Annotated in this window: 7 protein-coding genes; 1 reads left to right on the top strand and 6 read right to left on the bottom strand. The window is 64.1% G+C overall.

Going from position 1 to position 14,787, the window contains the following annotated elements:
- Window positions 1–145 precede the first annotated feature (145 nt).
- Window positions 146–1,411 carry an urea ABC transporter substrate-binding protein gene (gene urtA / locus FX984_RS27990; protein ID WP_027607732.1) on the bottom strand — a complete coding sequence of 422 codons (1,266 nt, stop codon included), beginning with the start codon at window positions 1,409–1,411 and terminating at the stop codon, window positions 146–148.
- A 311-nt stretch (window positions 1,412–1,722) separates the two neighbouring features.
- On the opposite strand from urtA, the gene FX984_RS27985 reads away from it, so the two are divergent.
- Window positions 1,723–8,283: a DUF4329 domain-containing protein gene (locus FX984_RS27985; protein WP_190329710.1), complete on the top strand. Its 6,561-nt coding sequence runs from the start codon at window positions 1,723–1,725 to the stop codon at window positions 8,281–8,283.
- Window positions 8,284–8,286: 3 nt separating this feature from the next.
- Here the strand turns inward: FX984_RS27985 and FX984_RS27980 are convergent, their stop codons facing one another.
- The 5 genes from FX984_RS27980 to FX984_RS27960 form a co-directional block, all read right to left on the bottom strand.
- Window positions 8,287–9,297, bottom strand: a complete 1,011-nt coding sequence (locus FX984_RS27980) for a FecCD family ABC transporter permease (protein ID WP_146478278.1) — start codon at window positions 9,295–9,297, stop codon at window positions 8,287–8,289.
- Window positions 9,294–10,241 (bottom strand): ABC transporter substrate-binding protein, encoded by a 948-nt coding sequence (locus FX984_RS27975; protein WP_146478277.1) that lies wholly within the window; start codon window positions 10,239–10,241, stop codon window positions 9,294–9,296. The genes FX984_RS27980 and FX984_RS27975 overlap by 4 nt, the downstream gene beginning before the upstream one ends.
- Entirely contained in the window at window positions 10,238–11,020 is a 783-nt protein-coding gene (locus FX984_RS27970; RefSeq protein WP_092358940.1) for an ABC transporter ATP-binding protein, read from the bottom strand. The genes FX984_RS27975 and FX984_RS27970 overlap by 4 nt, the downstream gene beginning before the upstream one ends.
- Before the next feature lie 44 nt (window positions 11,021–11,064).
- Window positions 11,065–13,173, bottom strand: a complete 2,109-nt coding sequence (locus FX984_RS27965) for a TonB-dependent receptor (protein ID WP_146478276.1) — start codon at window positions 13,171–13,173, stop codon at window positions 11,065–11,067.
- Between the two features lie 152 nt (window positions 13,174–13,325).
- Complete coding sequence (locus FX984_RS27960) at window positions 13,326–14,708, bottom strand: PepSY-associated TM helix domain-containing protein (protein ID WP_146478275.1); 1,383 nt, start codon at window positions 14,706–14,708, stop codon at window positions 13,326–13,328.
- Window positions 14,709–14,787 lie beyond the last annotated feature (79 nt).

Raw genomic sequence — 14,787 nt, 5'->3', positions numbered from 1 at the left:
CCTGATCGTACGCGGTCAATTGTGGGAGGGGGCTTGCCCCCGATTGCGGTGCATCAGTCAGCACATGCAGTGCCTGACACTCAGCTATCGGGGGCAAGTCGAATCGTCGCACCGCCCCTCCCACATTTTTGATCTGTCGTGAGACTTAGTTGCTCTTCACCGCGTAGTCCGGCTTCTTGTCATTGCCAGGAATGTACGGGCTCCACGGCTGCGCCCGGATCGGCTCCTGGGTCTGCCACACCACCGAGAACTGCCCGTCGGACTGGATCTCGCCGATCATCACCGGCTTGTGCAGGTGGTGGTTGGTCTTGTCCATGGTCAAGGTAAAGCCCGATGGCGCGGCAAAGGTCTGGCCGGCCAGGGCTTCGCGCACTTTGTCGACATCGGTGGACTTGGCTTTCTCGGCTGCCTGCGCCCACATGTGGATGCCCACGTAGGTGGCTTCCATCGGGTCGTTGGTCACCGCTTTGTCCGCGCCCGGCAGGTTGTGTTTCTTCGCGTAGGCTTTCCAGTCGGCGACAAACTTCTTGTTCACCGGGTTCTCCACTGACTGGAAGTAGTTCCAGGCCGCGAGGTTGCCCACCAGCGGCTTGGTGTCGATGCCGCGCAGCTCTTCTTCACCCACGGAGAAGGCCACCACCGGTACGTCGGTCGCCTTCAAACCCTGGTTGGCCAGCTCCTTGTAGAACGGCACGTTGGAGTCGCCGTTCACGGTGGAAATCACCGCCGTCTTGCCGCCGGCGGAGAACTTCTTGATGTTGGCGACGATGGTCTGGTAATCGGCATGGCCGAACGGGGTGTAGACCTCTTCGATGTCCTTGTCCGCCACGCCTTTGGAATGCAGGAACGAACGCAGGATCTTGTTGGTGGTGCGCGGGTACACATAGTCGGTGCCGAGCAGGAAGAAACGCTTGGCGCTGCCGCCTTCTTCGCTCATCAGGTATTCCACCGCCGGGATCGCCTGCTGGTTCGGCGCCGCACCGGTGTAGAACACGTTCGGCGACATCTCTTCACCCTCGTATTGCACCGGGTAGAACAGCAGGCCGTTGAGCTCTTCGAACACCGGCAATACCGATTTGCGCGACACCGAGGTCCAGCAGCCGAACACCACGGCGACCTTGTCCTGGGTCAGCAGCTGCCGGCCCTTTTCCGCGAACAGCGGCCAGTTCGACGCCGGGTCCACCACCACCGGCTCAAGCATCTTGCCGTTCACCCCGCCCTTGGCGTTGATCTCGTCGATGGTCATCAGCGCCATGTCTTTGAGGGACGTTTCGGAGATGGCCATGGTCCCGGACAGCGAGTGCAGGATGCCGACCTTGATGGTCTCGGCGGCCTGCACGGTCCAGGTCAGGCCCATGGCGACAATGGAGGCGGACAGGGTGAAAGCCTTGATCAAGCTGCGACGCTTCATGGTGCGGTCTCCGTAAACGTTTAGTTTTTTTTGATAGGCCGATGTGAACGCTGAAGGGGTACTAGCAAGGGCTGTGCCCGATGGCGCAACGCCCGGTTTTGCGGGGGCTGGAGCCCGGTGCCTGGCGTTGACGCACCAATGCGGAGCGTGCAGGCGTTGGCGGTGCAGGGGATGCGCCTAAAGAGTGCCTGGGGCCTCGATAACTATGCAGCGCCCTGCTGGCGGTTCAAGCGAGGACGCTTCTGCATGGCAAGCGTTGTGCGAGCCCGGTGCCCATGGGCACCGACGACGAACATGATCAAGGGAGTGTCATGCAAGAGCATTTATCCAGAGAGGAGCGCGCGGCAGCGAGGGGCCTTCGATATACCCTCAGCCCTGGGTTTATCAGTGCCGACGATGCTGCACGCTATGTGCACGAGCGCATTGGCGACAAGCGCGACCGCGAGTACGGCAGTGTCATTCTCCAGCGCCTGGCCGATAGCAAAGTGTTTGCCACCGAGCCGATTCCCGGCAAGGCGGCGACGTTCGACTTTTCGCTGTTGCTGGAGCGCGGGGCGCAGAACGAGTTCCTCGATCCTGCGGGCTACAAACTGGTGGGCGGGGTGCATTCTCACCCTGACCAGTTTGCCCAGCTCAAGGCCCTCAATCCCGGTTATCGGGACCGCCAGGTGCGTATCTTCAACAGCTTTTTTTCCACCCGCGATGTGGTCTTCAACCACTATGAAGGGCGTGCGTTCGGCACCGCCTACTTGTCGGGCCCCCAGGGCGTATTGCTCAAGTACCAGCCGGGTTTTTCCGAGGCCGAGCGCAAGTTTGTCGACTGGATCGACGACGTCAGTACAGCCGTGCCCGCCGATGGTCACGATGGCACGCTCGAAGGCTTTATCAGGAAAGTGGCGTCGGTAGGCCGCCTGTCGTTGCTGGTCGCCAGCGATGACTGGGGCGGGGTGCCCGGTGTCATCGATCAGCGCTGGCGGCCCTATCTGCCATTGAACAGCGGCCAGCCCACCATCGCCTGCGGGGCGGTGTATCCCGAGGTCACCCAGGCGCTCAACGCCGTGCAGGCGCGCATGCGGCGCATGCCGAATGTCAGCCAGATGGCCCTGCTGCTCAAGCATGAGCTGCGCGATGAGTTCGCCGCCACCCAGCCCTTCGTACTCAGCAGTGCAGAGCAGTTGCCCACCGACAACCACCTGCCTTTGCTGGCGGGCGGGCCACCCTTGCCGGAGGGCTTTCACCTGCAGGGCTTCTTCTATCTGTCGCGGCCGGTGCCGGCGCAGTTTCCGACGGTGGAACCGTGGCTGTACCAGCAGTTCTTCAGCCCTCGGGAGCTGGCGGCCTACATCGCCAAGGCCCGCCGCTACATGCATACGGCGCCCTCCGTGCTGGGCATCTCGCTGTACCTGCGCACCAAGGACAATGCCTTGCTGCGCTACCGGTTCAGCGGCTCACCGGCGGAAACGCGATTGTTCACCACCGATGAGCCCGGCCTTGACCTGGCCCTCGCGGCGGGAACCCTGACCCCGCGCCAGTTTGTGAAACAGGTGGCCGAAGCCGGTGAGTTGAGCGTCGAACAGACCAGCCCGCTGTGGGACGTGGAAGGCGTGGTCGAGAACAACTGGACGCCCTATGCACGCTTCCCCTTCAAGCAGGCCAGCCTCGGCCAGGCGTTTTCGTCGGCCGACAAGGCCGCACAGTTTGCCCATGCGCAGGTGGGCGAGCGCCGTGACCGCGCCTATGTGGCGCTGATTCTGAAGCACCCCGACCAGCACTTTGTACTGACGCAATTGCTGCAGGCGGGCACCAACCCTTATGGGTTCCAGGGGTTCTACCCGTGGGACGCTTACAGCAAACAGTTGGCGTTACCCGGTGGTTATCAACTGCACGCCTGGTTCGGCTCGCACATGGCGTTGTCATGGGAGAACCTCGATGCCGACTTCAAGACGAAGTGGGCCCGCGAAGATGCCAGCGTCTACTTCCAGGGCTTTACTGATGTCGAGGCCCACAGGATTCATCAACTGCGCGTGCCGGGCTACCTCTCCGGCGCTGCAGACAGCCTGCTTGTGCTGGAGCCGGAAGGGGCGGACCAGGCCGCATTCACGCGATTGTTCGCGCCGGCGCCGGGCGGCAGCCTGATTGCCAGAGACCTGGCGGACGGTACCTATGCGCCTGCCGAAGGCGTGCGCAAGTTGGCTGGGGTCAGTCGCCTGCGGGTGGTCCTGGGCAATGCGCTATGGGGGCCGCCTGGCGTCATTGACCGGCACTGGCGAGCGTTTGCCGCCGCGTCGTCCCTGCCGAGCGCCGCGACCGCCGTGGCTTCCCTGCCGGCCTTGAGCCCGGCGTTTGTGTCTGCGGATGATGCGGCACTGTGGGCTCACCGGCGTATCGGGACGCGACGCGCGCGCGAGTTCGGTGGAGTCATCCTGAAAAAGCCTGGCGGGCATTTCTTTGCCACCGAGCCGCAAGTCAGCACCGGCGTGCGGTTCGACTTCCTCACCCTCCTGGGCACGGATGATCGGTCCCGGTTCATTGCTCCGCCCTCTTATGAATGCCAGGGCTTCTACCGTTCCTATCCGGCCGAGCCTGGCGAGGTGGAGCGCTACAACCCGGGCTACAACCCGGACCAGGTTGTGCTGACCGGCAGCTTCTTCTTGAATGCCGATCAGGTGTTTGCCCTGTCCCACCGTGATTTCACCCCGGTGCATTATCTGTCCGGTCCTGACGGAGCATTGCTCAAGTACACGAGCAGCGGTTCCCAGGCCGAACAATCCCTGTTGCGGCAGTTGACGGGGATCGAGCCGGCGCAGCCTCTCACCGCGTTCGAGGGGGCGGTGTGGAACCTGGCGCAGGCCGGGGACCTGCGGGTCGTGGTGGGCAGCAAGGTCTGGGGTGGGGTGCGGGGGCGTGTGCTGCACGGCTGGACCCTGGGCAGCCCTGTCACCTCGGTGCAGGACCTGCCGTTTTTTACCCCGCTGCTGTCGATGGGGCACAGCGCGGTGCTGGTCGCCCTGAGCAGCGTCGACTTGCTGGGGCAGGCGGCGGTGGGCGTGGTGCTGAAACACCGTACCACCTCGAATTACATCGCTACGTTGCCGGCGCCGTTGGGGACGACCCTGGACAGTCTGTTTCCCGTGGGGGACCGCGGTGAGCCAAGGCTGGTGCCGAATTATCGCCTGGTGGGCCTCTACCACGCCCAGCCGGCCCAGGCGCCGGAGCGCCTTCCGCCCAAGGAGGCGTGGCTGTACAAGCGCTTTGCTACGCCGCCGTTGCTGGTGGACGCCATGAGGCAAGCGATCGCCAGCACCGGTATCCAGCTCGCTGAGCTTGGTCTCAAGCTGTATCTGCGCACCGCTGATAACGCTTTGCTGCACTGGCAGGTGCCGAGTGCCTCGTCTGCCAACGAGCTGTTTGTCGTCGACGGCCAAACCGTGACCGACAACGGCAATGAAGCGGCCTTGCTCGACGGCACGTTGTCGCCGCGGGACTTCGTGCGCCGAGTGATTCGCGCGGGCGCGTTGTCGGTGGTCCAGCAAGGCGGCCTGTGGAACACCCTCGGGCCGTTGTATGACAGCGAGCACTTGCCGCTCGGTTCAGGCGCGCTGCCCTTGAGCGGGATGTTCCTGACCGCGGACGACGCCGCGCGGCATGCCCATGAACGCATCGGCGTTCGCCGCAGCAATGCCTATGCCGGGTATGTCCTCAAGCGGGACGATGGGCGATTTGTATTCACTGAGCCGGTGGCCATTTCCGGCGACGGCTTCGCCTCCGACCTGCTGCGCCCTGCCAACGGCAGTGCTTATCTGGTGCCGCCTGCGGGCCATCAGCTGTATGCGCGCTACAGTTCGCATACCGCGTTATCCGTGGCTGACCTGGAACGCCAGCGGCGTCTTGGCTGGACGCTGGCCGATCTGGAAGTCAACGCCACGCTGTTCTCCGATGTGGAGATCCGTTCGGTGATCGAGTCGCGGCTGCCGGCCTATCTGAGCGGTTCGCCGAATAACCTGATCAGCTATCGCCCCAGTGGCTCGGCCAATGAGCTGCTGGTACTGAGCAATACCCGGCGCGAAGCAGGCCAGCATGGCTATTTCGAGCGGTTGGAGAGCGGCCGGCTCAAGCCGGTGGACATCGTCGCCCGGCTGGCCGATGCCGGCACCTTGAGCGTGCTGGTGCGCAGCGCGTTGTGGGGGCCGCGCGGCCGGGTCTACAACGACTGGACGCCCAACTTCGACTACGCCGAAGTCGATCTGCAGGCACCGGCGTTCGGCGCGATCTTCGACAGTCTCGATGCCGCGGCACTCAATGCCCATGTGCGCTGGTACGGCAGGAACCTGGATGCGCAACGCTGCACGGCGTACATCCTCAAGCATCCGCAGCGCGATGAGTTTGTGGTCAGTGAACTGCTGGCGATCACCTCCGGCGGGCGTTGGTTGAGTGACTCCTCCAGGGGCGTCGGTTATCTGGCCGGTGGCGAATTCGCCAAGGGGTTCGAGCTGGCCGGCCTGCTGTTTTCGCAGCAATGGGTGCCGGCGGGATTGCCCACCCCCGAGGCCTGGCTGGCACGGTTCTTCATCACCCCCGAGGTGCTGCTGCGCGCCGAACAGGATGCCCGGCATCTGCCGCGCCCGGCAGCCACTGCGATACTGCCGGTGTATGTGTCGACACACGATGGCGCCTTGTTGCGCTACCAACCTCCGGCATCCTCCCTGCTCAAGGAGGCCACCGACGGCACGGGCGTGATCATCGCCGGGATGAACCTGCACAACGGGACGCTGGACGTCCAGCGCTATGTGTCACAGGTCGCCCAGCCTGCGGACCTGCGGGTGCTCTACACCAGCCAGTGCTGGGACCGCCGGGGAGCGGTAGGCCAGGGTGGCGTGGCCTGGCGCCCCTACGCCAACTTCATCCGCCGTCGCCTGGGCCCGGCCTTTCATTCCCAGGACGATGCGGCCCGGCACGTCCGTTCGCTGCTGCAGGGCAATGGTCTGCTGGGCGGGTTGATTCTGCAGCGTCCCGATGGCCTGTTTGTCGCCACCGAACCGCTCAAGGTGCCCCAGGAAGACTTCGACCCCAAGTGGATTTTCCCGGATGAGGTGGTCAGTACCGGTGGCTTCCCGGCGGCCCATACGGTGGTTGCACGTTACCGCTCCAGCCCGGCCCGGGAGTTGCCCTTCGTACTCGAACTGGCGCAGGCCGGCCTCTATCGCAACATGCTGTCCACCCGCGTGATTTCTTCGGCCCTCGCAGGCCAGGACGCACGCCTGAACCGCGAGTACCTGCTGGGTTCCGATGGCTGTGTGGTGAGCTACACACGCAGCCACTCCGCGCTGGAGGAAGCGCTGAGAAAACAGCTTTTGCCCCTCGACGAGACACGACGCGATCGCCTGGAAAACCTGCTCGAACGTCAGATTCGCAACGCCGCGCTGGCGCCTGGCGAATTTGTCACGCGCTTGGCCAATGCGGGTGTCTTGCGGGTGGTGGAGGGCAGCCCGACGTGGGGCACGCCACGCCGGATCCTTGGCGCCTTCATCGTCAATAGCGACCGCCCCGCGCCATTGGCGATCCGGAACGCACTGGCAGACCCGGCGTTCAGCCCGCTGTTCACCCAGGAGCAGGACGCGGTGCGGTATGCCCATCAGCATCGTCGGCATGGCGAACACCTGCAGTTCGGCTACGTGTTCAAATCGCAGAAAAACGGGCACTACATGGTCAGCATGCCGCTGGTGCGCCAGAGTTATCGTGACTTTGCGCAAGTCTTTCCCGACGGTCTTTTCCCCCAGGGCTATGGGCTGGAAGGCTTCTACCTGTGTGCCAGCAGCGACAGCGTCACGCCGGCCACGGATCCGTTGCACCAGGCATTTTTTTCGCCCACGGACATGGACATCGGCATCCGCTTCTCGATTCACGGAATCAGGGGCAAGCAACTCACGTTTTACCTGTCATGCGCGGATGGTGCCCTGCTCAGGTATCAATACCTGGGCACGGATGCGCAGCTGGATTCGTGGGGCTCGCTGCTTGAAACACGGCAGCAGTTGCGCGCAGGCCGGATGACCCTGCTCAGTTACGTCCATCGCCTGCTCGACAAAGGGGTCCTGGATACGCTGGTCCGAGGCGAGGTCTGGACCACGCGCAATCGTGTCGATACGTTCTGGAAACCCGGTGTCGATGAGGTGTTTGTGCCGCCTTGGCGTGCGGCCTGCGGTCCGGTTTTTTCCGATGGGGATGATGCCGCGCGCTATCTCCGGCGCCAGCTTTCGCCGTATCAGGGCAAACAGTACCTCTCGGCGATACTCGCCAATGCGGCGGGCACGTCGTTCCTGGCTACCTTGCCGGTAGCGGCCGGGGCCGACCAGTCGCTGATTCTGCGCCTGTTCTACAGCGGGCCGCTGGGCCCTGTACAACCGGCGGTGCCGCCAGCGCCCCTGCCGGACTTTCCGCAGCCATATGCGGTTGCGGGTGTCCATCTGCTCTACAACAGCATGCCGGCCACCGACAGCCGGGCGCCGAAAGATATCGCCCTGACGCGTCATTTCGTGGCGCCGACCTTCCTGAGTTATTTCATCAGGGTGTTGCGCAGGCTGTCGCGGCCGTCGCCGGGTCTGTATCTGTCGAGCCAGGCCGGTGCGTTGTTGAAGTACTTGCCCAGTTATTCGGCGCAGGAAAGCCGGGTCCTGGTGGGCGGTCCCGACGTGTATCCCACCGTGTTCCTGAAGGGCGTGGCCAGGACCGGCAAGCTGTTTGTGCTGGACAAGGACGACTTCTGGATGAACGAGGGTCTACTGTCCGAACGGCAAGTGGAGCGCTCCAATGGCCTGGAAGTCGCCGTGCCCGAGGTCGACGAACCGCTGAGCCTGCGCGACCGCGACGAGCTGTAAACGTCAGCGCTTGCGCATCAGGCCGATGAAGAACAGGCCGCCGATCGCCGCCGTGGCCACGCCGATCGGCAGGTCTTCGGGGGCGATCAAGGTGCGCGCCGCCACATCGACCCAGATCAGGAACAGGCTGCCCAGCACTGCACACACCGGCAGCAAGCGACGATGCTCGGCGCCCACCAGGCGCCGGGCGATGTGCGGCACCATCAGCCCGACAAAGCCGATGGAGCCGCTGATGGACACCAGCACGCCGGTCATCAACGAGGCGACCAGGAACACCTTCAGCCGTACATTGCGGGCGTTCAGGCCAAGGGTCACGGCGGTCTGTTCGCCGGCCATCAGCGCGTTCAACGGGCGGGCCATGCCCACCAGCACCAGGAGCCCGAGCACTACGCTGGCGCCCGGAATCGCCAGCAGTTCCCAGCGTGCCAGGCCGAGGCCGCCGAGCATCCAGAACATCACCGCCGAGGCGGCGCGATGGTCGCCCATGAACAGCAGCAGATTGGCCGCCGCCATCATCACGAACGACACTGCCACGCCGCACAGCAACAGGCGATCACTCTCCAGCCGGCCATTGCGACTGGCTACCGCGAGCACCACGATCATGCTCGACAGGGCGCCGATAAAGGCGGCGATGGGCAAGGTCAGCAGGCCGATGATCTCGCCTACATGCAGCACCACGATCACCGCGCCCAGGGTCGCGCCGGAAGTGACACCCAGCAGGTGCGGATCGGCCAGCGGATTACGCGTGACCGCCTGCAACACCGCACCGATCAACGCCAGCCCGGCCCCCACCAACGCCCCCAGCAGCATGCGCGGCACGCGGATCAGCCAGACGATAGGTGCCAGCCCGGCCGACCAACTCACTTCGCCGATGCCGAAGACCTTGTACAGCAGGATGCGCCACACCACGTCCGCCGGTACCCGCGCCGGGCCAAAGCCCAGGGATATCACACAGGACACCAGCAGCAATGCGCCCAGGACGGCAAGCAACAGGGGGTAACGACGGGTGATCATTCGCCGTGGAACCCCTTGGCCAGGGTTTCCACCGCCAGCACGTTATCGATGCCCGGCGTGGCTTGTACATACGGGATCACGATAAAGCGCTGGTTCCTGATCGCGTCCACCCCTTGCAGCGCCGGGTTGTTGAGCAGGAACTGCTGTTTTTGATCGGCGGTGACTTCGCTGTAGTCGACGATCACGATCACCTGTGGATTGCGCTCCACCACCATCTCCCAGTTGACGCGGGTCCAGCTGGCGTCGACGTCATCGAGGATGTTGCGCCCGCCGGCCGCGTCGATCAGCGCCTGGGGCATACCGAGGCGGCCGGAGGTCATGGCGCGGTCTTCGCCGCTGTCGTAGAGGAACACGCGCGGCTTGTGGGCGGGCAGGTCTGTCTGCACCTCGGCGACCTGTGCCTGCATCTGCGCGATCAAGGCATTGGCGCGGTCCTGCACGTCGAAAATCCTGCCCAGGTTGCGCAGGTCGTTATAGGTGTCGTCCAGGGTCGCGGCCGGGCGCTTCATCACGAAGGCGCACGACTCGGTCAGCTCGTACACGTTGATCCCCAGGGGCAGCAGGGTGTTCGGCGTCAGGTCGCCGCCCACGCGCATGCCGTAGTCCCAGCCGGCAAAGAAGAAATCCACATTGGCATTGAGCAGGGTTTCCACCGACGGGTACTTGCTCGCCAGCTCCGGCAGGCCATCGAGAGTCCGGGCCATATCCGGGGTGACCGACTTCCAGCCGGTGATGCCGCTATAGCCGGCCATCCGCGGTTTGAGGCCCAGGGCGAGCATCATCTGGGTCATGTTGATGTCATGGCTCACCGCATGCTTCGGCGCCTCCCGGAAGGTCACGTCGCGGTTGCAGCTTTTGACGGTGACCGGGTAATGGGTGGCTTCAGCGAAGGCTGGTGAAGCACCGAACAGCAGGGCCACAAGGGCGAAGGCGCGCAGGATCATGGTTGGGTTATCCAGGTGATGCGGGGATGGTCGGCCAGGGGATGAGTGTCGATCAGCGCCTCGACGCCGAACACATCGCGCAGCAGTTCAGTGGTCAGCACCTGGTGAGGCGTGCCGCTGGCGACGATGCGCCCGTGGTCGATCACGTAGAGCCGATCACAAAAAGCGGCGGCCAGGTTGAGGTCGTGGATGCTGGCCAGGGTGCCGATACCCAGGCGCTTGACCAGCCTCAACAGCTCAAGCTGGTAGCGTGGATCGAGGTGGTTGGTCGGTTCGTCGAGGATCAGTAATTGCGGTTGCTGGGCCAGGGCGCGGGCGAGGATGACGCGCTGTTTTTCACCGCCCGAGAGGGTGGCGAAGGCATGCGCTTCAAAGCCCTGCATGCCCACCGATACCAGCGCCTGTTGCACCAGCTGCCGATCCTCCAGGGTGTCGCTGTCGAACAGGCCCTTGTGGGGCGTGCGGCCCATGGCGACCACTTCATCGACTCGCAGGCCAAAGGCATCCGGGAACTCCTGCAACACCACGGCGATACGTTGCGCACACCACTTGGCGCCTTGCTTCCACAGGTTCCGGTGGGCGAGCAATACGTCGCCGCGCTCCGGCTGGGTGAACCGATAGGCGCAGCGCAACAGGCTGGTCTTGCCGCTGCCATTGGGGCCGATCAGCCCGACGAACTCCCCCGCAGCGACGTGAAGGCCTGCGTCACGCAGTTGGAACGGGTGTTGGCTGTGGTTCGCCGGGGCCCAGTTGATGCGGGTGAGGGTAAGTGAAGTCATCAAGTCTCTCAAGGCCTGCAGGGATCCAACGGTGTTTGGGTCAGTTAGAAGGTGTAGTCCGCCGTGACGAAGAACGAGCGCGGTTCACCGAGGATCCATTGCTGGCCGTCGTTGTACTGGCTGACCGCGTAGGTGCGGTCGAACAGGTTGTTCAGTTGCAGGCCCAGGGTGGTGTTGCGCATCGCCTTCCACGACAGCGTGGCATCGACCACGGTGTAGCTCGGCAGCTCGTTCTGGTTGGCCATGTCGGCATACCGTGCATCGACATAGCGCACCCCGGCACCGGCGCGGATGTCGTCGCTCAGGGCCTTGCTCAGCCACAGGTTGGCGGTGCGGCGTGGCACGTCCACCGGGCGATTGCCGTCGCGGGACACTTGTACGCCGTCGACAGCCTGTTTGAAGTCGTCGTACTGCGCCCGCACGACGGCTGCGTTGGCTTGCAGCGCCCAGGCGTGCGGCAGTTGCAGGTCGAGGCTGGCTTCCAGGCCGCTGGAGGATTGCTGGCCGACTTGCTGCTTGAGGTCCGGGTTGCCGGGGACGTCGGTGAGCAGTTTCTTCTTGACGATATGGTAGGCCGCCACTGTCCATTCGCCGCGTTGATCCCAGAAGGCCTGCTTGAGGCCGATCTCGGTTTGCCTGGCGGTGGAGAGGTCGAACTGCTGCTGGCCAGGGCTCAGGGAAATCAGGCCGCCGACCCCGTCGGTGCTGGTGGCGTTCTGGCCGTAGACCGAGGTGTCGGGGGTGATTGCGTAGACCAGGCCGGCCTTCCAGTTATTACCGGTGAGGGTCTTGTCGCTTTGGCTGGCGTCACGCAAATCATCGCGCTCGACGTGGGCATAGTCGCGGCGGATGCCGGTGACCAGCGCCAGTTGGTCGGTGAGTTGCAGGCGGTTTTCGGCGAAACCGGCGACCGTTTTGGTGGTGGTGGCGAACAGCGGTTTGAACGGGTTCTGGCTGTCGAACCGAGCGGGCGCCGGATCGTTGATATCCACCGGCTGGCCGCCGGGCAGTACGTCGTTGAACGGTGAGTTGCTGGCCAGGCGGAAACGGATGCGGTTGTATTCCACGCCCGTCACCGTCTGGCTGTCGAGGCCGAACAGGCTGTGCTTGAAGGTGAAGGTCTGGCGATCGCCGACCTGTTCCTGGTTGTGCTTGATGCCGAAGTTGCCGCTGCGGGTCAGTTGCCCGTTGGTGACGTTGTAGTTCTCGGCGTTCTGCCAGCGGCGCTGGTTCTTCAGGTAGAACAGTTCATTGGTGGCGCTGACGTTGTCAGTGATCTGCCACTCGCTGGTCAGGCGCGTCCACTGGTCGTTGTAGTGCTGGGTGTCGTTGCTGACGTTGTAGTTCTTGTCGCGCAGGCCCTTGTGCAACTGGCCATTGATCAGCGGCGTGCCGAAGTAGTTCTGCGGGCGCTGGTCGCCGTAGTCGCTGGCCAGGGTGAAGCTCAGGTTGTCCGCCGCCTGCCAGCGCAGGGCGCCGCTGACGAAGTCGCTGCTGGAGTCGCCATGGTCGATAAAGCCGTGGCTGCGCAGGCGGTTGAGGTTCAGGCGATAGCTCAGGGTGTCGGTCAGCGAGCCGCCGCTGTCCAGGGCTTGTTGCTGGCGATCGTAGGCGCCGTAGCCGAGGCGGAGGTGGTTTTCGATCTCGCCTTCGAAGGGTTTTTTCGGCACGGTATTGATCACCGCACCGGTGGCGCCTTCGCCGTACAGCACCGAGGCCGGGCCGCGCAAAACGTCTACGCGTTCCACCGCCCAGGTGTCCACCGGGAAGGTCGAGGTGCCCATGCCCATGTACATGCGGGTGCCGTCGTACAGTTGCATCACCGAGCCCTGGCCGGTAAAGCCACGGGCCGCCAGCGAGGTGCCGCCATCGCCCGGTGTGCCGGTGCGGCTGATGCCGGTGGCACGGGAAATGGCGTCCTGCACGCTGGCGCCGCCACGCGCGCGGATCTGCGTGCCGGTCTGGCTTTCGACACTGCCCGGGGTTTGCAGCGCGCTGAGATTCAGGCGCGAGCCTGCGGTGGTCGGTGTGTTCAGGTCGACGTGTTGGTCATCCACGGCCGCTGCGGTCACCGGGCTGGCGGGCAGGGTCAGGGCCTGGGCGCTGTCATGCAGGGCGAGCAGGCACAGGCCGGACACTAGGTACTTGTTCATTGGGCGGAAAATCGCTTCTTCGAGGCGGTGCTCGCCGCTGGGCGCGGCGAGCTGAGGTATGCAGGAAGTGTTATAAGTTAACACTTCCTGCGTCTTTGGCGAAAGCCCGCGTAAGACTACCTAACGCCTCTATGTAGGGCATCTCGCCTACTTCATAGCGAACCTGAGGTGGATTCACGTTGGCTGAACAACCGTGAAAACACCAGGCGATCCAGCGCCCAGACCGCGATCAACGAGGCGCCCACCAGCGGGAACAGGAGCGCCAGCCCGAGCATGATCACCATCGCGGTTTTCCACTTCGGCAGGTCATGACGCAACGGCGGAACTCCCAGGCCGCCCTGGGGCCGACGCTTCCACCAGATCAACACGCCACTCACCGCGCTGAGCAGGATCATCAGGCAGATCAGCAGCACGATCAGCTGGTTCACCCAGCCGAACATCTTGCCCTCGTGCAGCATCACGCCGGTCTCGGTGGCCCGCGCCACGGTGTTGTAGTGCGCCCAGCGCACATCGGCGAGGACTTTGCCGGTGTACTGGTCCACATGCAGGGTGGCGTCGTTGCGCGGGTCGTCGGCGAACACCGCGACGGTGAACACGCCTTCGGCGGTGGTGGGGAAAGTGATGCTGTAGCCGGGCTCGACCTTGCGTGCCGTGGCCAGGTCCACCACCTGTTGCAGGCGCACCGTGGGCGCGGCGGGAGCAGCGTGCATGGCGCCGTGGTTCATGTGTTCGGCATGGTCGCCGGACATCGGCATCGGCGTGTTTTCCATGGCCCAGGGCACGGTCTGTTGCGTTGCGGTATTGAGCACCCGCGCCTGCTGATCGGACTGCGGCACGTTGTTCCACATCGCCGCCGGGAAAGTGTTCCAAAGGTCGGCGTATTGCTTGCCCCAGAAGCCGGTCCAGGTCATGCCGCTGAGCAGCATCACCAGCAGAAACGCCGCGCCCCAGAAGCCGGCGACGGCATGCAGGTCACGCCAGAACACGCGGCCACGGCTCGTGAAACGCGGCCATAACACCCCGGCCGACGTTTTGCCGCGCGGCCACCACAGGTACAGGCCGGACACCACCAGCATCACGCCCCAACCGGCGGCGAGCTCCACCAGGCGATCGCCGACGGTGCCGATCATCAGCTCGCCGTGCAGGGCGCGGGCGATGGCTTGCAGGTTGTTTTTCGCATCCTGCTCACCGAGTACGGTGCCACGATAGGGGTCGACGAACACTATCACTTCGCGCCCGCCGTCGTGCATCACGAACTGCGCGCTGCTGGTGGCGTCGGCGGGTGGCAGGTACTTGCTGATCTTGCCCTGGGGAAAGGCCGCCTGGGCGCGTTGCAACTGTTCGTCGGCGCTCAAGGCGTGCTCGGCGCTTTGCACCTTGAGCAGGTCGCTGTACATCAGCGGATCGAGCTGGGGTTTGAACAGGTAGATGATGCCGGTCAGGGCCAGCAGCACCATGAAAGGGGCGACGAAGAGGCCGGCGTAGAAGTGCCAGCGCCAGGCCAGGTTGTAGAAGGAAACTTTTTGAGTGGTCATCAGGGATGCTCCGCAAAGCTTGAATTTTTTGTCGTTGGTCAGACTGCTATCGGGGGCAAGCCCCCTCCCACATGTGGAA

It is taken from the genome of Pseudomonas marginalis, assembly GCF_008692035.1.
GTDB lineage: Bacteria > Pseudomonadota > Gammaproteobacteria > Pseudomonadales > Pseudomonadaceae > Aquipseudomonas > Aquipseudomonas marginalis.
This window is presented reverse-complemented; position numbering and strand designations above follow the sequence as displayed.